General features: G+C 65.4%; 17 protein-coding genes, 1 tRNA gene and 2 pseudogenes. 7 read left to right on the top strand and 13 right to left on the bottom strand.

All coding sequences use genetic code 11. The features are described from left to right. Genes thrC through argS form a run of 4 tightly spaced genes read right to left on the bottom strand, consistent with a single transcriptional unit; the run spans position 1 to position 5,466 of the window. On the bottom strand, positions 1–1,083 hold the full coding sequence (gene thrC / locus A5724_RS00995) for a threonine synthase (protein WP_067794767.1): 1,083 nt from the start codon (positions 1,081–1,083) through the stop codon (positions 1–3). Further along, positions 1,080–2,399 carry a homoserine dehydrogenase gene (locus tag A5724_RS00990; RefSeq protein WP_067794764.1) on the bottom strand — a complete coding sequence of 440 codons (1,320 nt, stop codon included), beginning with the start codon at positions 2,397–2,399 and terminating at the stop codon, positions 1,080–1,082. The genes thrC and A5724_RS00990 overlap by 4 nt, the downstream gene beginning before the upstream one ends. Beyond that, entirely contained in the window at positions 2,396–3,778 is a 1,383-nt protein-coding gene (gene lysA, locus A5724_RS00985; RefSeq protein ID WP_232004652.1) for a diaminopimelate decarboxylase, read from the bottom strand. The genes A5724_RS00990 and lysA overlap by 4 nt, the downstream gene beginning before the upstream one ends. A gap of 35 nt (positions 3,779–3,813) precedes the next feature. Next, positions 3,814–5,466 carry an arginine--tRNA ligase gene (argS, locus tag A5724_RS00980; RefSeq protein WP_067794758.1) on the bottom strand — a complete coding sequence of 551 codons (1,653 nt, stop codon included), beginning with the start codon at positions 5,464–5,466 and terminating at the stop codon, positions 3,814–3,816. Positions 5,467–5,570: 104 nt separating this feature from the next. On the opposite strand from argS, the gene A5724_RS00975 reads away from it, so the two are divergent. Continuing rightward, positions 5,571–5,646 (top strand) — tRNA-Arg (locus A5724_RS00975). Positions 5,647–5,719: 73 nt separating this feature from the next. Next, a complete protein-coding gene (locus A5724_RS33515) occupies positions 5,720–5,875 on the top strand; it encodes a hypothetical protein (protein WP_156752072.1) in 156 nt (51 codons plus the stop codon). 304 nt (positions 5,876–6,179) lie between these two features. Here A5724_RS33515 and A5724_RS00965 read toward each other — a convergent pair whose 3' ends face one another. From A5724_RS00965 to A5724_RS00950, 4 genes are all read right to left on the bottom strand, one after another. Then, positions 6,180–6,878: a PAS and ANTAR domain-containing protein gene (locus A5724_RS00965; RefSeq protein WP_082964788.1), complete on the bottom strand. Its 699-nt coding sequence runs from the start codon at positions 6,876–6,878 to the stop codon at positions 6,180–6,182. Between the two features lie 598 nt (positions 6,879–7,476). Further along, entirely contained in the window at positions 7,477–7,881 is a 405-nt protein-coding gene (locus tag A5724_RS00960) for a nitroreductase family deazaflavin-dependent oxidoreductase (protein ID WP_067794749.1), read from the bottom strand. A 1,394-nt stretch (positions 7,882–9,275) separates the two neighbouring features. Continuing rightward, on the bottom strand, positions 9,276–13,550 hold the full coding sequence (locus A5724_RS00955) for an Ig-like domain-containing protein (RefSeq protein WP_156752071.1): 4,275 nt from the start codon (positions 13,548–13,550) through the stop codon (positions 9,276–9,278). Positions 13,551–13,730: 180 nt separating this feature from the next. Then, positions 13,731–14,102: a hypothetical protein gene (locus A5724_RS00950; protein WP_067794743.1), complete on the bottom strand. Its 372-nt coding sequence runs from the start codon at positions 14,100–14,102 to the stop codon at positions 13,731–13,733. A gap of 53 nt (positions 14,103–14,155) precedes the next feature. On the opposite strand from A5724_RS00950, the gene A5724_RS34880 reads away from it, so the two are divergent. Continuing rightward, the gene (locus A5724_RS34880) at positions 14,156–14,731 is read left to right on the top strand and encodes an AMP-binding protein (protein ID WP_255397155.1); all 576 of its coding nucleotides are present in this window, start codon (positions 14,156–14,158) and stop codon (positions 14,729–14,731) included. Further along, positions 14,686–15,018: pseudogene (locus A5724_RS34875) on the top strand (AMP-binding protein); the annotation flags it as partial. The gene A5724_RS34880 and the pseudogene A5724_RS34875, both read left to right, overlap by 46 nt. Here the strand turns inward: A5724_RS34875 and A5724_RS34340 are convergent. After that, complete coding sequence (locus A5724_RS34340; RefSeq protein WP_232004654.1) at positions 14,956–15,174, bottom strand: hypothetical protein; 219 nt, start codon at positions 15,172–15,174, stop codon at positions 14,956–14,958. The pseudogene A5724_RS34875 and the gene A5724_RS34340 overlap by 63 nt on opposite strands. Next, complete coding sequence (locus A5724_RS34335; protein ID WP_232004653.1) at positions 15,158–15,391, bottom strand: hypothetical protein; 234 nt, start codon at positions 15,389–15,391, stop codon at positions 15,158–15,160. Before A5724_RS34335 ends, A5724_RS34340 begins: the two co-directional genes overlap by 17 nt. Before the next feature lie 300 nt (positions 15,392–15,691). Between A5724_RS34335 and A5724_RS32735 the strand changes: the two genes are divergently transcribed. Further along, the gene (locus A5724_RS32735; RefSeq protein WP_082964787.1) at positions 15,692–15,958 is read left to right on the top strand and encodes a hypothetical protein; all 267 of its coding nucleotides are present in this window, start codon (positions 15,692–15,694) and stop codon (positions 15,956–15,958) included. A 32-nt stretch (positions 15,959–15,990) separates the two neighbouring features. Here the strand turns inward: A5724_RS32735 and A5724_RS00935 are convergent, their stop codons facing one another. Beyond that, positions 15,991–16,383 carry a hypothetical protein gene (locus A5724_RS00935; RefSeq protein ID WP_067794734.1) on the bottom strand — a complete coding sequence of 131 codons (393 nt, stop codon included), beginning with the start codon at positions 16,381–16,383 and terminating at the stop codon, positions 15,991–15,993. A gap of 411 nt (positions 16,384–16,794) precedes the next feature. On the opposite strand from A5724_RS00935, the gene car reads away from it, so the two are divergent. Then, entirely contained in the window at positions 16,795–20,310 is a 3,516-nt protein-coding gene (gene car, locus A5724_RS00930) for a carboxylic acid reductase (protein ID WP_067794731.1), read from the top strand. A 58-nt stretch (positions 20,311–20,368) separates the two neighbouring features. On the opposite strand, the gene A5724_RS00925 is transcribed toward car, so the two are convergent. Next, the gene (locus tag A5724_RS00925; RefSeq protein ID WP_067794728.1) at positions 20,369–21,451 is read right to left on the bottom strand and encodes an aldo/keto reductase; all 1,083 of its coding nucleotides are present in this window, start codon (positions 21,449–21,451) and stop codon (positions 20,369–20,371) included. A gap of 139 nt (positions 21,452–21,590) precedes the next feature. On the opposite strand from A5724_RS00925, the gene A5724_RS00920 reads away from it, so the two are divergent. Beyond that, positions 21,591–22,505 (top strand): AraC family transcriptional regulator, encoded by a 915-nt coding sequence (locus A5724_RS00920; RefSeq protein ID WP_067794830.1) that lies wholly within the window; start codon positions 21,591–21,593, stop codon positions 22,503–22,505. Positions 22,506–22,644: 139 nt separating this feature from the next. On the opposite strand, the pseudogene A5724_RS00915 reads toward A5724_RS00920, so the two are convergent. Further along, a pseudogene (locus A5724_RS00915) lies at positions 22,645–23,312 on the bottom strand (DUF899 domain-containing protein). Positions 23,313–23,340 lie beyond the last annotated feature (28 nt).

Genomic DNA, 23,340 nt, shown 5'->3' with positions numbered 1-23,340 from the left:
TCAGACCAAACCCAGCTTCTCGACGACGGCGGTTGGGTCGACAGGCACCGGCGTGACGCTCGGCATGCCCTTGAGCGCGGTGTCCGGGTCCTTCAAACCGTTGCCGGTGACGGTGCACACCACCGTGGACCCCTTGGCGACGAAGCCGTCCTCGATCGACTTGAGCAGTCCGGCGATGCTGGCCGCTGACGCAGGCTCGACGAAGACACCCTCGGTGCGGGCCACCAGGTGGTAGGCCGCGAGGATCTCCTCGTCGGTGGCGGCGAGGAAACGGCCGTTGGACTGCTGCTGCGCCTCGACGGCGGTGGCCCACGACGCAGGCGATCCGATCCGGATCGCGGTGGCGATCGTCTCGGGGTTGCTCACCGGTTCCCCCAACACCAGCGGTGCGGCGCCCGCGGCCTGTGTGCCCAGCATGCGCGGCAGACGATCCGATACGCCGTCGCGGTGATACTCCTGGTAGCCCTTCCAGTACGCGGTGATGTTGCCCGCGTTGCCGACCGGCAGCGAATGCACGTCAGGTGCGGTGCCCAAAGCGTCGACGATCTCGAACGCCGCGGTCTTCTGCCCTTCGATGCGGAATGGGTTGACGGAGTTGACCAGTGACACCGTCGGGTAGTCGGCGGTCAGCTTGCGCGCGAGTTCGAGGCAGTCGTCGAAGTTGCCGTCGATCTGGATGATCTTCGCGCCGTGCATGACCGCTTGGGCGAGCTTGCCCATCGCGATCTTGCCCTGCGGGATCAGCACCGCGCAGGTGATGCCAGCCCGCGCCGCATACGCGGCGGCCGATGCTGAGGTGTTACCGGTCGACGCGCACAGCACCGCCTTCTGGCCACGGGCCACCGCCTCGGTGACGGCCATGGTCATGCCGCGGTCCTTGAACGAGCCCGTCGGGTTGAGCCCCTCGACCTTCAGATGCACTGCGCAGCCCGTGTATTCGGACAATCGCGGCGCAGGCACCAACGGGGTGCCGCCTTCGAGCAGCGTGATCGCGGTCCAGTGGTCCTCGACCGGCAATCGGTCGCGGTAGGCGGCGATCAGCCCCGGCCAGGGCTGGTGTACCGCAGTCCCGGGGGCGGTCATTCGGTGGTTCCTTCCATGCGCAGCACGCTGTTGACGCTCTGCACCACGTCGAGATCGGCGAGCGCCGCAACGGTTTCCGACAGTGCGGCGTCGGTGGCCTGATGGGTGACGACGACGATGCGGGCGCCACAGCGCTGACCGCCCTCGTCGACCATGCCTTCCTGACGAACTTCGGCGATGCTGACCTCCCGCTTGCCGAATTCGGCTGCGACAGCGGACAACACGCCGGGCCGGTCGGCGACGTTCATGTTCACGTAGTAGCGGGTCGGGATGAACCCGATGGGCGAGATCGGCAGCTTCGCGTACTTGGACTCACGCGGCCCGCGACCCCCCTGCACGCGGTTGCGGGCGGCCATCACGACGTCACCCATCACCGCGGAGGCGGTCGGTGCGCCGCCTGCGCCCTGGCCGTAGAACATCAGCCTGCCCGCAGCTTCGGCTTCCACCACGACCGCGTTGAATGCGCCATTGACCGCGGCCAACGGGTGGTCAAGCGGCACCAGCGCGGGGTAGACGCGGGCCGACACACGTTGCTGTCCTTCATCGTTCGTGAGCCGCTCGCAGATGGCCAGCAGCTTGATGGTGCAGCCCAGGGCTCGTGCCGACGCGAAATCGGCGGCAGTCACCTTGGTGATGCCCTCGCGATAGACGTCGTCGGCGGTCACCCGCGTGTGGAAGGCGATCGAGGCGAGGATCGCGGCCTTGGCGGCGGCGTCGTATCCCTCGACGTCGGCGGTCGGGTCGGCCTCGGCGTAGCCCAGTGCGCGGGCGGCGGCCAGCGCACTGTCGTAATCCGCTCCGGTGCTGTCCATTTCGGACAGGATGTAGTTGGTGGTGCCGTTGACGATGCCCGCGACGCGCAACACTGTATCGCCAGCCAGCGATTGTGTCAGCGGCCGGATGACGGGGATCGCCCCGGCGACCGCGGCCTCGAAGTAGAGGTCGACGTGCGCGTGCTCGGCGGCCTGCGCCAATTCGCCTGTGGAGACCGCCATCAGCGCTTTGTTGGCGGTGACGACGGACTTCTTCTGCTCCAGGGCGCTGAGGATGGCCTTGCGGGCGGGTTCGACGGGGCCCATCAGTTCCACGACGACGTCGACGTCGTCGCGGGACACCAGTTCCTCGATGTTGTCGGTGAGCAGGTCCACCGGCACGCCGCGGTCGTCGGCCACCCGGCGCACCCCGATACCGCGCAACTCCAGCGGTGCCCCGATGCGGGCCGCCAGGTCGCTGGCGCTTTCGTTGATGATGCGCACCACTTCGCTGCCGACGTTGCCGAGTCCTAATACGGCTACCCCGACGGGCTTTTCACTCATTTCGTTACCTCCAGACTGAGCAGATCGTCGACCGTCTCCCGGCGCAGAATCAGGCGGGCTTGCCCGTCGCGCACGGCCACCACGGCAGGGCGCCCGATCAGGTTGTAGCGGCTCGACATGGAATAGCAGTAGGCGCCGGTGGCGGCGACCCCCAGCAGGTCGCCGGGTGCGACGTCGTCGGGCAGCCACGTGTCCTTCACGACGATGTCGCCGCTCTCGCAGTGCTTGCCGACGACCCGTGACAGCATGGCGGGCATCTCGGTGGTGCGAGACAGCAAGCGGACGTCGTACTCGGCACCGTACAGCGACGTGCGGATGTTGTCGCTCATGCCGCCGTCGACGCTGACGTAGCGGCGGTGTGCAGTCGGGCTGACGGCGACGTCCTTGACCGTGCCGACCTGGTACAGCGTGATGGTGCCGGGGCCCGCGATGGCGCGGCCCGGTTCGACGACGAGTCGGGGCGCGGGCAGGCCGACGGCGGCGGATTCGTTGCGAACGATTGCGCCGAGTTTGGCCGCGAGGTCCTGCACCGGTGGCGGATCGTCTTGCGGCAGATAGGAAATGCCGAGGCCCCCACCCAGGTCGACGGTTTCGAGTTGGCGGGTCTTTTCGACACCGAATTCGGCGACGATGTCGCGTAGCAGGCCGATCACCCGATGGGCGGCCAGCTCGAAGCCGTCGACGTCGAAGATCTGCGAGCCGATGTGGCTGTGCAGGCCGACCAGGCGCAGGTTGTCGGTCGCGAACACGCGCCGCACGGCTTCCATCGCCGCACCGCTGGCCAGCGACAGTCCGAACTTCTGATCCTCGTGGGCGGTGGAGATGAACTCGTGGGTATGGGCTTCGACGCCGACGGTGACCCGCACGAGCACGTCCTGCACGACGCGCGCCGCACCGGCGATCTCGTCGAGGCGGTCGATCTCGATCATCGAGTCGACGACGACGTGACCGATGCCTGCCTTCACGGCGGTGGTCAGCTCGTCGATGGATTTGTTGTTGCCGTGCAGCGCGATTCGCTCGGGCGGGAAGTCGGCGTGCAGGGCGACCGCCAATTCGCCGCCGCTGGCCACGTCGAGGGACAGCCCCTCCTCTTCGACCCAGTGGGCCACCTCCGTGCACAAGAACGCCTTGGCGGCGTAACGCACGTTGTCGCCGCCACCGAACGCAGCGGCGATGTCCCGGCACCGTGAGCGGAAGTCGTCCTCGTCGATCACGAAGACGGGGGTGCCGAATTCAGCGGCGATATCGCTGACCGGAACGCCCGCGATCGACACCACGCCGTCGTCGCCGCGAACGGCATTGTGCGGCCATACATTCGGGGCCAGCTCGAGCACGTCGGCAGCCCACTGCGGCCGGGGCGGAGCGCCGGCGTGATGGATTTCCTCGGCGTGCCGGGGACCAGCGGGATGAGCGATCACATGCGCTCCGGTGCAGAGACGCCCAGGATGCCAAGGCCGTTCGCGATGACCTGGCGGGTGGCCTGACACAGCGCGAGCCGGGCGGCGTGCAGGTCGTTGGGTTCCTCGTCGCCCTGCGGCAGCACCCGGCAGGAATCGTAGAACCGGTGGTAATCCCCCGCGAGATCCTCGAGGTAGCGCGAGACGCGGTGCGGTTCCCGAAGGGCCGCAGCGGTTTTCAGCACGCGTGGGAACTCGCCGAGGTTGCGGATCAGGGTGCCCTCCTTGTCGTGCGTGAGGAGGTCGAGGTGCGCGACGTTGGGGCTCAGGCCCAGTTCGGCGGCGTTGCGGGCCAGCGCGGACAGCCGCGCATGCGCGTATTGCACGTAGTAGACCGGGTTTTCGTTGGATGCCGACGACCACAGCGCGAGATCGATGTCGATGGGGCTGTCCACCGAGGACCGGATCAGTGAGTACCGCGCGGCGTCGACACCGATGGCGTCGACGAGATCGTCGAGGGTGATCACGGTGCCTGCGCGTTTGCTCATCCGGACCGGTTGGCCGTCGCGAACCAGGTTGACCATCTGCCCGATCAGCACCTCGACGGTCGCCGGGTCCTCACCGAGGGAGGCGGCGACGGCCTTGAGGCGGGCGATATAGCCGTGGTGGTCGGCGCCGAGCATGTAGATGCACAGGTCGAAGCCACGCTCACGCTTGTCGAGGTAGTAGGCGATGTCGGCGGCCACGTAAGCGGGGTTGCCGTCGCTCTTGATCACCACGCGGTCTTTGTCGTCGCCGAAGCCGGTGGTGCGCAGCCAGACTGCGCCGTCCTTCTCGTAGATGCTGCCGGCTTCCCGCAGCTTGGCGATAGCCTGCTCGACGCGACCGGAGGTGTGCATCGAATCTTCGTGGGTGTAGACGTCGAAGTCGGTGCCGAAGTCGTGCAGCGACTGCTTGATGTGGTCGAACATCAGGTCGACGCCGATGGCGCGGAACGTCTCGCGCATCTCGTCGTCGGGCAGGCTCAGCGCGTCCGGTTCCTTGGCGAGCACCTGCGCGGCGATCTCCTTGATGTAGTCGCCCGCGTAGCCGTCGTCGGGGGTGGGCTCCCCCTTGGCGGCGGCGACCAGCGAGTTGGAGAACCGGTCGATCTGCGCGCCGTGGTCGTTGAAGTAGTACTCCCGTACCACCCGGGCGCCCTGCGTCGACAGCAGGCGTCCGAGCGCGTCGCCGACCGCGGCCCAGCGGGTGCCGCCGATGTGAATGGGCCCGGTCGGGTTGGCGGAAACGAACTCGAGGTTGATGTGCTCGCCGGCGAGGGCGTCGGAGTGGCCGTAGGTGGCGCCGGCGTCGATCACGTTCGCCACGATCACGTTCTGGGCGGAGGCGTCCAGGCGCAGGTTGACGAAGCCGGGACCGGCCACGTCGGCGGCGGCGATGCCGTCTTGCGCGGCCAACGCCATCGCCAGCCATCCGGCCAGCTCACGAGGGTTCGCGCCGACCTTTTTGCCCAGCTGAAGGGCAAGATTGGTGGCGTAGTCGCCGTGCTCGGGATTGCGCGGGCGCTCGACCGTGACGGTTGCCGGCAGTGCTGAGGTGTCAAGGCCGTGCTCGGCCAGCACCGCGGCGGCGGTGGCCTTGAGCAGTTCGGCAAGGTCGGCAGGGGTCACGAGGGTCCATCCTATGGTCTGAGGTGGTCAGTGCCCGAATCCGTTTCCGTGGTCCGGATGCGTTACGCTGTCGGGGCCCAATTGGCGCAGTTCCATCTCAATGCGCCCCCGTAGCTCAGGGGATAGAGCGTCTGCCTCCGGAGCAGAAGGCCGCAGGTTCGAATCCTGCCGGGGGCACCATCTGACCTGTACCCGCGCAAGATACGCACAACAAGGGCGTTTTCGGGTGGCTCCAAACGATTAAGGAGCCCGCATGACCACCACAACCGCGGCACCCGTCCCGTGGCCCCTCGGCGCCACCGAAGTCACGGAATGGGCTGACGTCGGCAAGCCCGAACAGTTGCGGTGCTTCGCTCGCCCGGTTCGGAAGATGCCCGAGATCCGCTATGCCGGGATGACGACCCGGTGACCGTGTCCGTCGACGGGACGCAACTGATCGATGGCACCGTCGAGGAACGCTGCAGCCGACTGCAGGGCGTGTCGTGGGAGGACATGCTCACCACTAGCGTGGCGCGGAAGTTGGCTGCCGTTCGTCTCACACTACGGCCCGTCGGAGGTGCGCAAGAAAAGCCGGCGGCGGATCAAGGCGCGTGACAATACGAAGCAGCGCCACAAGTCATAGGCTGCCCGTCGCCTGATCTGTGGTCGGTCCCGCTCGCTCTCCTACGGCGAGGCCGAATCTCTTTCGCGCGCGAGGACCGACCGAGTGAGTCCTATCGAGCGCGTTCATGAGCTGTCATAAAAAGTTGGTCATAACGCGCGCGAGATAAGTCGCCGCTGTGGTTCGCCTGGCGAAAATCGGCGACCAATTGCTCCGCCAGGCGGACCAGCTTGATGTTTGCCTCTTGCGATCGCCACCTCAGCAGGTTGAAAGCCGCGCCCTCGTCAATGTTGTAAACCATCATCAGCATGCCCTTCGCCTGCTCGATGGCTGAGCGCCGCTCCGCTATCCGTAGGAGTTCCGTTGTCATCTGACTTTGGTGCACTCGTTCTTCCGCGGTGAGGTCGACGTAGAACCCGTAAGTGCCGACTACCTCCCCGGACTCGTTACGAAGCTCATCGCCCAGAACGGCCACGAAGTGAACATTTCCGTGCGCGTCGCGGATGCGGTGTCTGCTGCGGAACGCCTGTCGCCGCCGGCGGATCATGTCGATAGTGTCAGCAACCTGGCGGAAGTCGTCGGGATGTTTGTGGGACAACACTAGCTCGGTGGTTGGGTTGACCGTACCGGGCTCGTACCCGTGTAGCCGCTCCACTTCGGGCGACCATTCCCAGCGATCCTCGTCGAAGAAGTAGCGAAACCACCCGATCCGCTGGGGACCCCCATCGCCCACGCTGCGGCCGTCATCGCCATCACTTCCACTTGCAGGTTGCATAGGTGGTCCTGGAGAACCGCCATCATCACTTGCCATCGGATACCCCTCGGGCTGGAATATTCCTTTGAGCTGCGGCTTCCTAAAATCCGGAAGCAAATCTCAGTTTTACACCCTCGATGCACCGGCCTCGAAGGATTAGGTCACCGTTGCAATTAACGCCGAGGTCAGGGGGCGGGTCGCGTTTAAACGTGTTGGCCGAGGGAAATTCCCAGCGCAGTGGGAGGCGTCGGTGAGGGATGACCCCGACGCTATCCTGCAAGGCGGCCCTCCGGGGTTCATCCCCTTTGTTAAGACGCTAGCGTTGCCCCGAGGCCGTCGCCCCTTTTCCGGGTCAACCCGGAAAAGGGTGTCCGTCCCTCTCTTGTCGGTGGCCGCCGATAATGTCGGCGTCTATAAGCGACGCTGCGCAATGGGCCACGACCGCAGGCAACAAGTTCCGCGAAGTCTCCAGATCAACTGAGAACCCCACGAGCCGGGGGCACTCAGATAGCTGCGTGCCTAGGCTATTTGGGGTGCTCCACCGTCTAGCACGTGCCTTCGTTATGCATCGGGAGTCGTGCTTGCAGTAACCAATGACGCCAGGGTCCGGCGAGAGCCGGCTCCCCTGACGCTTCTCGATCGGCCGTCGCGCGGATTACTCGACGACGAAGAGGGGAATCTGGCGCGCGGTTTTGGCCTGGTACTCGGCATACGGCGGGTAAGCGGCCACCGCCAGCTTCCACCAGTGTTCGCGCTCGGCGCCTTCGATCTCGCGCGCGGTTCCCTTCGTGATCTTGTCGCCGTCCTGCACGGTCACCGCGGGATTCGCCCGGACGTTGAAGTACCAGCTCGGATGTTTGGGGTCGCCGCCCTTGGACGCCACCATCGCGTATTTGCCGTCTTCTTCCACCCGCATGAGCGGTACGTATCGCGCCTTGCCGGACTGCGCGCCGGTGGTCGTGAAGAGGACGACCGGGCGATCGAGGACCTCGACGCCGTCCGTGGTGCCTTGCGCCAAGATGCGCTCTGTCTGTTCGCGGATCCAGTCCGTCGGGCTCATTTCCGGTTGCGTAGTCACGCGAACCCCCAACGCACAGGCAGCCCGAGCTATTCCGTTTGGGGCGCCTTCATCGCCGAGGTGGTCGTACGCGACCGTGCGGCATCTCTCCGAACATTCCGGAGATCCGCCATTCTTTCGGGTCTCGGACCAGTTAGGCGACATCGCCACGTGCGCCGTGCAAAGCGCTTGCAGTCGGCCACTTTCAACAACTCAGGAGGCAGTTATGACCGCGCCTACGAATGCCAGTCCCGTCATCTTCATCCATGGACTATGAATCGAGCTTTTGGCCAGCATGGCTACCACGCGACGTCGCCGGGCTGGCCCGGCAACGACCCTACCGTCGCGGAGACCCGGGCGAACCTCGACGCGCTGGCAATATGTGCTCGGCCGACGGTTGGACGCGGCGCGAAACATGTTGCAGCAGTTGCTATTTGCGACGATGACTATCGCCGGCATTTCGGTCCAGCGCGTACTTTTCCAGCGCGTTCACCGCACGCTTCAAACAACGGCCATCTGATATCCGTCGTGCGGCGACTCCGCTACCGCGTCTTTAGCCAGTTGAATCGAAGCGCGTAACACCGTTACGAGTCGTCAGCAGCGGAACGGTGAGCTTTCTTCGCGATGCCTCTATGGGCCCGCTTGTCGGTCGACGTCATCGGCGCCGGGTCAGTTGACGCTTCTGTCGTGGTGGCGGCACCGCCAGGACGCTCGACGCCAGCATGCCGCCGCAGGCGATAGCGCCGATACTCCTCAAGCACGCCATCGACGTTCCTTCCGCGAGGACCTGGCGCAACGACGGTCACCGCTCGGTGCCGTGCTGCGCCATCAAATACCCGCGCACCGACGCCGCGGCGACCTCAGTAGAGGACCACTGCACCACTGCTCGAATATGACCCCGACTACCTAGGGGCTTATAAGGGTGGAACATCACTGACTGAATCGCATTTGACGCAGCGAATCCTCTTCGCCGCCGGTCGCGCCCTTAACCTCGCACCGCATTCTGGACATGTGATCTCGCGTGTCTCGTCGGCATCTCTCAGCGCGGCCTTTGACACCAGCGTCGGGTTCGGTGTGGGCCTAGGCGACACTGGCACACCAGTGCGCACCGTGATATGGCACTGCCAACACTCGAACGTCTCAGCGTTCAGATAAACGTTCTGAACCGCGTTGCAGCGAGGGCACATAGTCGATCGCATACCTGGGGGCGCGGGCGGCACAGCCCACCAAGTAGGAATCCCTCGAGAGTGCTTCGGTTCTTGGACTGTGCAATTAGCGCCCCGACGCCGCCCATCAATGCCCAGAGGACAAGGGTTCCAATGATTTCCAACGCTTGACCCCCTCACAGGGTGATGACGGGCGTGCGCAAGCGAGGCGACACGCTGATCCCTCGGCGCTTAAAGCACGTTGTTGTTCGCGGCCGCCTCGATTGCGTTGTTCTCCGCGATCACCTGCTTCACGATGGTGAGCACCGGCTTTGGCGACCAGTCCTGATGGAACAACCCCATCGAGCCCTGGATCGGATCACTCGACGGATAGTCCGCCAGCGTATGGATGAACGCAGGCCCGGCGAAGTCGAGGTTGCGCCACGTACGCAGGAAGTCCCCGACGAACGCCGCCTGATTGGCCTCCGACACCTCCGACGACGGCTGACCGTACTCGGTCACCCAGATCTTCTTGTTCCCATCGCCATTGGCGACCATCACCGCATACATCTGCTGCGCCTGTGTGATCGGCACACCCGCATGACCCTCCCCCGCCGAGAACGGCAGCGAGTACAGGTATGGATGGAACGACACCGCATCGAAGTAGCCGGCGGCCCCCGCCGCATACATCTGCGACAGGTAGGTCACCGGGTTGACCGTCGGCCCCCCGGGCGTTTCCGCTGCCGCGGCCACCGACGCCGCGATCACCGTGGCGTTCGGGTCAGCCCTCTTGATGGCCGTATAGGCGACTTTCAAGAGTTCTGTGTACTGCTTGGCGTCCGGTGTCGGCGACCAGAACAGGTTGTAGTTCGGTTCGTTCCAAACCTCGTAGTCGGCAACCTTGCCCTTGTACCGAGTCGCCACCGCGGTGACGAAGTCCTCGAACGCCGTCAGGTCGGCCGGGTGCCCGCTCAGCGGCGGTTGGTCCGGCACCGCAGCCCAGTCGGGAGTCGAGTTCAGCACGGCAAGCACTTTGATGCCCTTGGCGTTGGCGCTGTTGACCATGCGGTCCACCGCGGCCCAGTTGTACGTGTCGTCGGCCGGTTCGACTCCCGCCCACGGCATCAGGACCCTGATCGTGTCGATGCCAGCATCTTTCAGCAGCCCCATCGCCTTGTCGGTGTCGGTCTGCGAGTAGAAGTACATCTGCTGAGCATTCACGGCGATTGTCGTCGGACGCTGGTCGACCGCCGCTGACGACGGCGGCGCAATCTCGACATTCACTGTGGCCGTGGTGGTTCCGCCGAAGCCGTCGCTGATGTTGACCACGAAGCTGTCGGTGTCGACACCATCCGTCACCAGCGCCCGGTACCTGGCATCCACGTCGGGCGTGTAGGTGAACTTCCCGTCGGCCGTCACCTTCACCGTGCCGAACGCGGGACCGGAACCCAGGCTGTAGGTCAGCTTGTCACCGTCCGGGTCGTCCGCGGTCACCGTGCCGGTCACCGTGCCGATCGCGGTCGATGTCGTGGTTCCCGGCGCCTCATGTCCATTCGTCGGCGCACCGTTGGTCGTCGGGTTCGGCGCGATAGTCACTTTGAGCGTCGTCGTTGTGGTGCCGCCGAATCCATCGCGCACCGTGACGGTGATGGTCTCCGTCTTCGTCGTCGACGTCGCCCCCGGTGCCGAGGCCGCCAGGCGTGCGGCCGCCGTCGGTGTGTAGGTGAACGAGCCGTTGGGGCCGAACACGATCGAACCTTTGGTGGTCGTACTCGCGGTGTAAGTCAGCGGATCGCCGTTGGCATCGGATGCGGTGACGACACCGGTGACGACGCCGCTGCGCGGGTTGGTGTTGGTCACCGTCGCCGCCGCTCCGGTGGGCTTGGCGTTGGGTGCGCCGATCCTGACGTTCACCGTGACCGGCACCACGCCGCCATGGCTGTCGTCGACCGTGACGACGAACGTGTCCTTTGTAGCCTCGTACGGCGCGCCCGGTGCTGTCGCGGCCGCGCGTGCCTCCGCCGTCGGTGTGTAGGTGAACGACCCGGCGGACGTGATCGTCACCGTGCCCTTCGTCGGCCCTGCGGTCACCGTGTAGGTCCGCTTGTCACTGTTGCCGTCGGTGGCCGTGACGCTGCCCTTGACCACCCCCGTCGTGGTACTGGGCGTGCCGATTGTCGTCGTCACGACCGGAACCTTGTTGGCGGGATCGATCGCGACGATGATCTTGGTGGTCACCGTCCCGTTGCGGCCGTCGGAAACCGTGATGGTGAACGAATCCGTCGTCACGGAATCCGGTGCGCCCGGCACGGCCGCAGCGTGGCGGGCGGTGGAAGTCGGTGTGTACGTGTAGGTTCCGTCGGCTTTGAGCACCAACGTGCCCTTGGTGGGCTTGGTGTTGACCACGTAAGTGAGCGGGTCGCCATCGAAGTCGACGACTCCCACTTTTCCGGTCAGCGCACCCGTCGACGGGTTGGACACGCTGTAGGACGGGTCGCTGGAGAACGGCGACGTGTTCGGCGGCACGAGCGAGACGACGTGGACGCTGTCGGTGTCGTAGTCGGTGACGAACATCTTGGTGCCGTCGGGGCTGAGCACGACGCCGGGTTGCACCGACATCGGGGTGGGCGTACCGCGAACCGTCGTCACGCCCAACGTCGAACCGTCAGTGCTGCTCACTGCCGCCAGCAGGCCGGTGTTGCTGACGACCATGACCGCGCTGCTGTCGTTGGTGATGACAATGCCGGACAACGGAACGCCGAGGTTTCGCGTCACTGCGGTGCGCGCCGTCGTGTCGATGACGGTGATCCCGCCCGCCGTGTCGGTGGCGAACAGCCTCGGATAACTGGCGCTCAGTGCGAAACCCGTTGGAGTACCGGCGGTATCAGTGATCGACGTGACCGTGGTCGCGCTGGACGAGAACACCGAGATGTTGCCGCCGCTGGTCGGCTTGGCGCTCGCAACATAGATCTTGGTGCCGTCGGCACTCACCGCCAACTCGGTGGGCTTGTAACCGGTCGGGAGCTTCACGACACTGCTGGAGACCGTGTTGTAGGTCGTGCTGATCTTGCTGATCGCCGCGCCGGTGCCGCTGGCGACGTACACCGTGCTGCCGCTCGGATTGATCGCGATGGCAGTGGGATTGGCGATCGTGATCGTCTTTTTGGTGGCTCCGGTTGCGGTGTCGATGACCGTGACGGTGTTGTTGGTCGAACTCGACACGTACAGCCGGGTGCCGTCCTTCTTGACCGCGATTCCGTCGGGCGCCGCGCCCACCTGATACGTGCCCACCACCGTGTTCTTGATCGTGTCGTACACGGTGACGGTGCCGGAGCTGCGGTTGGTGATGTACGCCCGGGTGTTCGTGACGGCCACCGCGCTGGCGTCGGTGACGTTGATGAAGTCATTGGCTTTGTAGAACGGCGACGGGCTCACCGGGATGTTGATCGGCACGTCGACCCGGTTGACCCCGTCGTACACGCTGACCGTCATCCCGATTGTGTCGTCGGGAGTGGCCGTCGTTGCGGCGACGAAGCGCTGCGCTGTGGTGGGCGTGTAGGTGATCACCTTGGTCGTCGAGTTGTAGGCGAAGGTGCCCGCGCTCGGACCGGACTTCAAGGTGACCGTGACTGCGTTGCCTTCGGGATCGCTGGTGCTCAGTTGGCCCAGCACCTTGCCGGTCGTCGCGTCGGGCCTGCCCCACGTCACCGTCGCGGTCGGCGGTTGGTTGGCCGTCGCTGCGGCGGCGGTCTGGGTGGCCGCCAGTTGCGTAGCGGCGACCTCGGCGGTGACATCCTCGGTCTGCCCCACCTGGCGCCGGGCCGCCCCCAACAACACCCATGACAACGGCGATTCCGTGGCCCCGCCGGGGAGCACGCCGAGGAACGCCGACAGCACCGGACGCACCACCACATCGATTAGCGTGCCGATCGCCGCCTGGACCGGGTTGACGACGACCGGTTTGACGGGCGCCGTGAGGGTTGTCGACATCTCGGCGGCCGGTTGGCGCAGCGCGGCGACCGTCACGGCGGGTGGCGCATCGGTCTCTGGTTCTTCTTTCGGTGCGCTGTTACTCGTGACTGTGCTCCGGGTGCGGGTCCGGCGCGCCGGCTCGGTTGTGGCCGTAGTTGATTCGGCAACACGGGTGGACGGTTTGACGGTCGCTTTTTTCTTCTTCGGCTGTTGCGCGCCACGGTCGTCGACGGCATGTGCGCCGCCGGAGTGGGAGACCGTGACACCGGGCGCCACCTCTTCGGAGGTGGCCGATCCGGGTTTCGGGTCGACGGGTTCGGTGGTCTTCGGGTCGTGCGGCGTGACCGGAGTTCCGGTGGTGCCGCCAGCGGTCTCGGGCGCGGTGGGTGCGCCGGCGGGTTCGCTGCCGGTCTCGGTGCCTGTGGGCGAGGAGGTGGTCGACTCGTCTTCGGTCGCCCACGCGATCCCTGCCGGCGCGGCGATTGCCGATCCGATGCCCAGCGCGACGGCAAGCGCGCCCACCCGTCCGACATACCTGCCGTATCGCGAATGCATATCTCCCCTAATTGCCCAGTAAACGTCTGATGCTGAGCGGCAGCGGGTAGCTTAGCTCGGCGAATCGACAGCAAACCGCTGGTTAGTCTAGCGGTTTGAGGTGCTATACCGAGATCGTCTCTGGGAATTTGCTGAATTTGGCTATCCGCGCGTATTTGCCAGGTCGACGGCGCTCGCGGGTTATTCCCCGAGCACGGCGCGGCGGTAGCGGCGGCGGCCTTCTGAGTACTCGGGCCGGTCTCGGTAGACGATGCTCAACGGGCCCGCGGACTCTCCGTACGGCTGCGTATAGACCCCGAACATGTCCTCGGGCAGCAGTCCGACGATGCCGATGTAGGTCTTCACAAACGCGTTGAGGTCTCTCTTGTAGAGCTTGGCGGGCACGACCTCGATATAGGGCACGACCGCGGCCGCGGCGAACTGCTCGTCGAACTTGGTGGCTTCTGCCTCGTGCTTTTCTGCCTCGAGCATGTGCTGCAGGTCGCGTACGGCTAGGTCAGGATTCGCTTCTTTGAGCTCTCGAAGCCGTCGTGCGTCGTCGAGGAATCCCACGCGCGAACGGTAACACCGCTGCATGAAGGGAATGCGTCCATATGATCGTGCGGGTGGGCGTCGATGCAGCCGCCGTGACCCCCGCCGAGGCGGCACACTACCGGGCCGCCGGGTGGTGGACGGACACCACCCTCTCAAAGCGGGTTACGCACAATGCCGGGTCGACGCCTGACAAGCCGGCTTATATCGACTGCATCCCCGACGGGCAGGACCGCGTGCTGACGTGGCTCGACTTCGACCACGCTGCCACCAATCTCGCTCATCGGTTGTGCGCGCTGGGAGTCGCACCGGGTACCGGGGTGGTGTTCTGGCACAAGGACACCGCCGAAATCCACGCCCTGTTGGTCGCGATCGAGCGCTGCGGTGCCGTCGCGATCGGCATCGGAGCCAGGGCCGGTATCCGCGAGGTGACCGCGATCCTGCGCACCACCCGGCCGAGCGTCGTCGTGGCCGACACCGACCGCCTTGCGCCGGCGCAGCGGGCCGCCGACGACGCGGACCCGCGATTGCGCGTCGTCTCCCTCGACATCAACATCACTGCCCCGCCGGACGGCACGGGACCCCTGGTTTGCCGAAATGCGTTGTGCACAACCAGAATCGATGGCCCTACGTCCACCAGAAGGCCGTAGCCAACGGCGAACTCACATCAGATGACGTGTTTCTGTCCGCGCTGCCGATGCCCTTTGGGTTTGGAATCTGGACTTCGCACACCACCCCCATTTATCTGGGCGCCACGACGGTCAGACTCGAGAAGTTCGACCCGGCGGCGGCCTGCGTCGCCATCACCCGTTACCAGGCCACCGTATTGTGTTGTATCAGTATACAATTGGCGATAATAGTGGCCAGCTTGGCCTCACGGGCCGCCGACCTGAGCAGCCTGCGCGTGGTCTTCACCGGCGGCGAGCCGCTGCCCTACAGCCAGGCGACCCGATTCGAGGAACTGACGGGCGCGACCATCCTGCAGTTCTACGGCTCCCGGCCCTCCGACCGCCAGTGGTCGGGCGGCGACGGCGACGAAGCTTGCGATCCAGGCGGCATTGTCGGCCGCACCGGGCTCAGCTACTGGGTGCACTCAACGCTGACGGTGCGCTCGTCGCCGAGGTGGACAGCGTCGGGATACTCAACGTGGCGGCGGGGTTGTAGACCGAGGTGTCGACGGGCCCACCGAAATGCTCGGGAACCACGGCGGCCGATTGCATCTTGGTGCCGTCGGAAAACGCGGAAACTATCACCATCCCAGCGAGGGCCGTTGCTCCGACGGCGGCCGCTGCGACTCGAAACATGGACATACTCACGTCGTTCCAACATGCCACTCGAATCTGCCGTTGAGCTGTTCTGGCAGTGGACTCCCATCGACATCAGAGAGTCACATACAGTCCGGAACCGACGTCACAGCACACCTCAAGCGTGCACCGGAGAAACTCTCAAGCATCCGGCATAGCGTCGAATTTCGTTGCAATGCTTGTAATGAGAGGAGTCTGACCATGCTGCGAAGACCATCTTTGCGGACGTTCGCGGTAGCTGCGGCCGGAGCTTCAATCGCTGTCGCACTTGCCGTTCCCCCACTCGCGTCGGCCGCGGTACCGGCCGTGCCCACCGGATTCGCCACCGATTGGGGCCCCTACGGACACGAGCGGCCCCACCCTGGCGACTGGCATCATCCGGAATGGGGCCCGGGCTGGAACGACGGCTACCCGGCGCCGGGTTGGGTGCCGCCCGTCGGCTGGGCCCCGCCGCCGGACTGGACACCGCCCGTCGGCTGGTATCCCCCGCCTGGGTGGGCGCCGCCGCCGGGATGGGTCGGCCCTTGCGCCGGACCGTTGTTCGATCTGCTTCACCCGCTGCGCTGCGCGTAGTCCGCGCTCTGAGCCTGTCCGTGCGGGCAGGCTCAGAGCCGGTCGAAGATCGAGTTGACGAGGTCGTCGCCGATACCGATGCCTGCGCCGGTCACGATCGCCTGACCGAACCGCCCGCCGAGGAAGCGCTGCAGCGCGCCACCGCACTGCGTCGGCTGGGCATACACGGGCGGCGCAGGCGGAACGGCGGCTACGTGGTTGTCGACCAGCGCGTGAATCGCTTGCAGAAGTTCAGTTGTCGAGCTCTGCTCGTCGCGAATCGCCAGCGCGATCTCCTTGAGATCCAGCGCCCACTCCCTGGCGTTGGGGTCGCCCGCTGCGGCGGCCGTCGAAAGCTTTCCGGCAAGCGCCGCGATCAGTGCGGCGGTCTGCTGCGCTTGTTGTTGCAGCGCGCTGAATTGGCGGTCCACGGTATCGGTGTCCACTGTTGTGGTCCTTTCGCTAGGTCGTCTCGATCGACGTCTGCCGCCCCTGGCTCACAGATTCGTGTGAGTCGGCTGTACGAATCCCTACCAAACGCACTCCTACCGGCTAGCAGGTAACCCGTTCTCCGGCTAGTGGCAATGACACCGCGGTCGCGCCAAGCGCAGATTTGAAGAGGGACTCCACCGCCCATAGAGAAGCTTCCCTTCCGTGACGAAACTCACCGTTCACTCTGGGTGTGACGCCAAAAATAGCGTCCGCCAGGCCTTTTCGGATCCGGTCAGTGATTCCGACGCGTGTTTCGTCGGGGCACACAGCAAGTTGACAGGAATACGTCACGACCTCACGGCGGCTGTACCCAGTAAGGGACCGATCGTTCCAAAAGTTGGTTTTTGTCTTTGAAGGAGCCTGCTATGTCAGATTCAGTAAATGAGCGTGAAGCACGCTTGCGGAGTCGTTTCGCGAAGTTGACGTCGACCGATCCGCAGTTGGTCGCGGCGCGACCCGATCCGGCCGTCGCCGCCGCCCTCGACGCATCCGGCATGCTGCTGGCCGATGTCATCCGCACCGTGCTCGACGGCTACGCAGACCGGCCTGCACTCGGTCAGCGCGCCGTCGAATTCGTCACCGACGGGACCGGACGGACAATCGCCGAACTGCAGCCTCGGTTCGACACCCTGACCTATCGCGAGACCTGGTCGCGGGTGCGCGCTCTGGCGACGGCGTTGGCGAACAATCCCGTCCGGCCCGGCGACCGGGTGGCGACACTCGGCTTCTCCAGCGCCGACTACGCCGTGGTGGACATGGCGTTGTCGCTGACGGGCGCCGTCGCAGTACCTCTGCAGACGAATGCCCCTGTGGCGCAACTGCACCCGATCCTCATCGAGACCGAACCCGTCGCGATCTTGTCCAGTGTCGACCAACTCGGCGACGCAGTGGAACTGGCACTCACGGCGTATGCACCGAAGCGCATGGTGGTCTTCGACTATCACCCGCAAGTCGACGACCACCGCGAGGCGGTCACCGACGCCGCCACTCGGCTTGCCTCGCACCAGGTCACCGTCGAGGCGCTCGACGACGTGATCGCTAGTGCCCCTGCGCACGCCGAGGCACCCAACGTCCGCGGTGACAGCGAGGCGCTGCGCCTGCTGATCTACACCTCAGGCTCGACGGGCACCCCGAAGGGCGCGATGTACACCGACCGCCTGATGGCCGACTGCTTCCGCGGGTGGTACCGCCCCGACTGGGATCCGGACGGCAAGTTGCCCGCGATCAGCCTGACGTTCATGCCGATCAGCCATGTCATGGGGCGGGTCATCCTGTATTCCACGCTCGGTGCGGGCGGAACGGCATACTTCGCTGCCCGCAGCGACCTGTCCACGCTGCTGGAGGACATTTCCCTCGTCCGCCCGACGCGCCTCGACTTCGTCCCCCGCATCTGGGAGATGCTGTTCCAGGAGTTGCAGAGCGAGGTCGACCACCGCTGGACCGACGGCGACCGCGAATCCGTCGAGCGTCAGGTGATGTCCGAGCAGCGCGAGAAGCTCATCGGCGGGCGGCAATTCACGGCGATGACCGGATCGGCGCCCATTTCGGCGGAACTGTATGCGTGGGTGGAAGACTTCCTGGATATTCCGCTGACCGAGGTGTACGGCTCGACCGAAGATGGCATCATCCTGAAGGACGGCAAGATCAAGCGTCCGCCCGTGACCGACTACAAGCTTGTCGACGTCCCCGATCTCGGGTACTTCGGCACCGACCAACCACACCCCCGTGGTGAACTGTGGGTCAAGACACCGAATCTGATCCCCGGCTACTACAAGCGGCCTGAGGTCACCGCCGAACTCTTCGATGCCGACGGTTGGTACCACACCGGCGACGTGATGGCCGAGATCGGACCCGATGAGCTGGTCTACGTGGACCGCCGCAACAACGTTCTGAAGCTCTCGCAGGGTGAGTTCGTCACCGTCTCCAAACTGGAGGCTGCCTACGGCGGCCACCCGTCGGTGCGCCAGATCTTCGTGTACGGCAACAGCGCCCGCTCATATCTGCTCGCCGTGATCGTCCCGACCGACGACGCGCTGGAGAGTGTCGGCGGAGACGTCACCGCCGTCAAGCCGCTGTTGGCCGAGGCACTCCAGAGCATCGCGAGGGAGGTCGGTCTGCAGTCGTATGAGATACCGCGCGATTTCATCGTCGAGACAACACCTTTCACGCTGGAGAACGGTCTGTTGACCGGGATCCGCAAGCTGGCCCGTCCCCAGCTCAAGGAGCACTACGGCCCCGCGCTGGAGCAGCTCTACAGCGATCTGGCCGACGGCCAGGCGGAGGTGCTGCGGGCACTGCGCAAGGACGGGGCGAATCACCCGACGGTGGAGACGGTCAGCCGCGCCGCCGGCGCCCTGCTCGGTGCGGCTTCGGCCGACGTGTCGCCCGATGCGGCGTTCACCGAGCTGGGTGGGGATTCGCTGTCGGCGTTGACGTTCGGGAATCTGCTGCGCGAGATCTTCGTGGTGGATGTGCCGGTGGGCGTGATCGTCAGCCCGGCCAGCGACCTCGCGTCGATCGCCGCGTACATCGACTCGCAGCGGGCCGGCGCGGCCAAGCGGCCCAGCTACGACGCCGTGCACGGGCGCGACGCGACCGAGGTGCATGCTCGCGATCTGACGTTGGACAAGTTCCTCGATGACGCGACGCTGGCGGCGGCACCGTCACTGGCTCCTGCCAGCGGTGAGATTCGCACCGTACTGCTCACCGGCGCAACGGGTTTCCTCGGCCGCTATCTTGCGCTGCAGTGGCTGGAGCGGATGGATCTGGTGGATGGCAAGGTCATCTGCCTGGTCCGCGCGAAGGACGACGAGGCGGCGCGCCAGCGTCTGGACGCGACGTTCGACAGCGGCGACGCGCTGCTGCTGGAGCACTATCGCAACCTTGCGGCCGATCATCTCGAGGTGATCGCCGGCGACAAGGGTGAGGCGAATCTCGGGCTCGACGACGCCACCTGGCAGCGGTTGGCGGACACCGTCGACCTCATCGTCGACCCGGCCGCACTGGTCAACCATGTGTTGCCGTACAGCGAGTTGTTCGGACCCAACGTGGTCGGCACCGCCGAATTGATCCGCATCGCGTTGACGACACGGATCAAGCCCTACGTGTACGTTTCGACGATCGGCGTCGGCGACGGCATCGAACCGGGCAAGTTCGTCGAGCAGGCCGACGTCCGGGAGATGAGTGCCACCCGCGAGATCAGCGACCGGTACGCCAACGGCTATGGCAACAGCAAGTGGGGCGGTGAGGTACTGCTGCGTGAGGCACACGACCTGGCCGGCCTGCCCGTCTCGGTGTTCCGCTGCGACATGATCATGGCCGATACGACGTATGCGGGTCAGCTCAACCTGCCGGACATGTTCACCCGGATGATGTTGTCTCTCGTCGCCACCGGCATCGCGCCGTATTCGTTCTACGAACTGGACGCCGACGGCGGCCGGCAGCGCGCGCATTTCGACGGTCTGCCAGTGGAGTTCATCGCTGAGGCCATCTCGACCCTCGGTGTCAACGTGGTCTCCGGTTTCGAGACCTACCACGTGATGAACCCCTACGACGACGACATCAGCAGGGACACGTTCGTCGACTGGCTGGTCGATGCGGGCTACCAGATCACCAGTGTTCCGGACTACGCCGAGTGGCTGGCGCGGTTCGAGACGGCATTGCGGGCGCTGCCCGACAAGCAACGCCAAGCGTCGCTCCTACCGTTGTTGCACGCCTACCAGAAGCCGGAACCGCCGATCAACGGCTCCCTGGCGCCTGCCGACCACTTCCGGAAGGCGGTGCAGGACAACAAGATCGGGCCCGACAAGGACATCCCCCATCTGTCCGCTCCGGTGATTGTCAAGTACATCACCGATCTGAAGCTGCTCGGTCTGCTCTGATCGGGCCAATTGGAGGCCTCCGTGCGGTAGCCCATCCCGCCGCACGGAGGCCTCCCTGTCAGTAGCGCATGTCGCTGGCGAGCAGCGGCGGATATACGGTCGAGGTCTCGCCGTCGACGGTGGTCCCTGCGAATTGCAGCATCCTGCGCATCTGCCCGTTCAGTGGCGCCGGATAGCCGAGCGCCGGTGCCGACACCTCGTCGAGGACCCGGAGGTGGTCCGCGCTCAGTTGCACGTCGAGTCCGGCCAGGTTCGAGTCCAGGTGGTCCACCCGACGCGCCCCGACGATGGGTACGACCGTCTGCGGCCGATTCAGCAGCCACGCCAAAGAGACTGCGGCGGGCGTTGTTTCGAGTTCAGCCGCGATACGGGCGACCGTTTCGATGACGTCGAACTCGGCGTCGCTGGGACCGCCGACGTACGCGGCCCGCTCCGAGTCGACGACGTCACCGCCGCGCCGGTACTTCCCGGAAAGGAACCCGCCTTTCAGCGGGCTGTACGGGGTGAGCGCCATGCCCTGTTGCTGCGCCAGCGGCGCGATTTCGCCTTCGACGGTCCTGGCCAGCAGCGAGTATTCTACCTGCAGTGCGATCAGCGGGGTCCATCCGCGAAACAGCGCGGCGTCCTGGGCTTGCGCGGTCACCCACGCTGGGACGTTGGAGAACCCGATGTAGCGGATCTTGCCCGCTCGCACCAGGTCGTCGAGCGTGCGCATGGTTTCCTCGATCGGGGTGTTGCGATCCCAGTTGTGCAGCCAGTACAGGTCGAGGTAATCGGTCTGCAACCGGCGCAGGGTGTCGTGCAGTTGCGCGGTGATCGCCCCTCGTCCCGCACCCCCGCCGTTCGGATCGCCTGGGAACATGTTGCAGAAGAACTTCGACGCGACGACGACGCGCTCGCGCCTGCCGGGGTGTGCGGCGAACCAGTCGCCGAGAATCCTCTCCGAGTGCCCGTTGGTGTAGAGGTTGGCGGTGTCGACGAAGTTGCCGCCGAGGTCGAAATAGGTCTCGAGGATTTTTTCGGACTCCTCGACGCTGCTGCCCGCAGCGCCCGGGTCCTTGCCGAAGGTCATCGCGCCGAGCGCGAACGGGCTGACCCGCAGCCCGGACCGGCCGAGGGTGAGATAGTGATCGAGTGGCATGAACCTGCTCCTGTCAGTTGGATTGCTACGCCCATCAAAACCCGAACTGCCAGTACAGCGGTAGATTGATCAAGTCTTTCTCTTGCACAATCCTATCGATACCACCCGGATCAGGCTGGCCTCGTGGTTGTCTTGCGATGTGCGCCCCGCTTCCGACCTTCTCGACGAGATCCGCGCCCGCATCGCGGCCCACGCGCGGCCGGACCTGTCGACGTCCGTCGACGGACTGCTGCTGTCGAACGTGTCCGCCACGCCCGCCATCCCGGAGTACTCGGTGACCCATCCGCTGCTGGTGATCATGGCCGAGGGCGGCAAGCGACTTCTGCTCGGCGACCAGGTGATCGAATACCGGCGAGGAGACTGCCTGGTCATCACCGCCAATCTCCCGGTCACCGGCCATTGGCTCGACACCGACGGGACCGGACGCGTGCTCGGCATGGGATTGGTGCTCAAGCCGGCGGCGATCGCCGAACTACTGTTGAAGGCCCCGGCGGGACGGTGGCCGCGGGGTGCGCCGGGCAAACCGGCGATCGCGACCCACGTCGCCTCGCCCGAACTGCTCGATGCCGCCGTCCGGATGCTGCGCCTGCTCGACCACCCCGATGACGCGCCGGTACTCGGACCGCTGACCACACAGGAGATCCTGTGGCGGCTACTCGCGGGCCCGCTGGGCGACACCATGCGTCAGATCGGACTTGCCGACAGTGAGCTGACACACGTCAGCCGCGCGATCGCCTGGATCCGCGACAATTACGCCGAGCCGATGCGCGTCGACGACCTGGCGCGGCTGTGCGGGTTGAGTGCATCGTCGTTCCATCGGCACTTTCGCGCGGTTACGGCGATGAGCCCGTTGCAGTTTCAGAAGCGGATCCGGTTGCAGCAGGCCCGATCGATTCTTCTCACGCGCCCTCACGACATCGCGGGCGCCGGGCATCTGGTCGGCTACGACAGCCCTTCGCAATTCACCCGCGAATACCGGCGGCTATTCGGCGCACCCCCCGGTCGGGACGCCGAACGCCTGCGTGCCGACACCCCGGTGGTTGCTTCGCTGTGAGGTGCACGGTGATTGTGAAACCAGGCCCGCCTCCCCCGAGCGGGGCCCGGTCCCACGCCTCTAGCTTGGCTCATAGCGGATCCGGAGGAATCGGGTATTTCCCTACGTTCGGACGACAAAGGGTGGGGCCGCGACTGCCTCAGTAGGCGTCGGCCAGCCGCATCCATTCGTACGGCGGCTGCTGCGGCCAGCCGTCCGGCGAGTCCTCCCACGTCTCCTGCCGCCCGTACGGGTGAGATCCAGCAGGTCGAACACCACCATGAAGGGCTCCTCGCCCCGGTTGAACGTCTGCCAGGTGTGAAACACCCGTTCGCCGTCGCGCAGGAACACGCTGATCGAGTGGATCTCCTCGCCGTCGACGGTGACACCGAAGTCGTCGTTGAAGCTCGAGGCGGCCGACGACGCCCATGGCAGTTTCCAGCCCATGCGCTCGCGGAAAGCCAGCAGCTTGGCCAGCTCGGCTCGCGAAACCAGGTAGAACGAGGTGTCTTTCGCATACAGGTGGGACAGCGGACCGATGTGATCCGCCATCATCGAACAGCCGTCGCAGCCCTGCTCCCAATCCGGGCCGAACATGTAATGCTGGACGATCAACTGCCTGCGCCCGTCGAACAGATCCAACAGCGTCGCCGATCCCTGCTCGGTGTCAAATATGTAGAGCTCGGTGATCTCGACCATCGGCAGACGTCTGCGCGCGGCGCTGACCGCATCCTTCATCTTGGTCAGTTCCTTCTCGCGGACGAGCAACTCCGCGCGCGCCCGCTGCCATTCGGAACGCGTCACGATCGGCGGCATCGGTGTGGGCATGACCGCAGCTTGCCACGCCGTGACGACG

The organism is Mycobacterium sp. ACS1612, from assembly GCF_001667505.1.
Lineage (GTDB): Bacteria > Actinomycetota > Actinomycetes > Mycobacteriales > Mycobacteriaceae > Mycobacterium.
The sequence above is the reverse complement of the archived record's forward strand: the minus strand, read 5'-3'. Positions and strand labels throughout refer to the sequence as shown.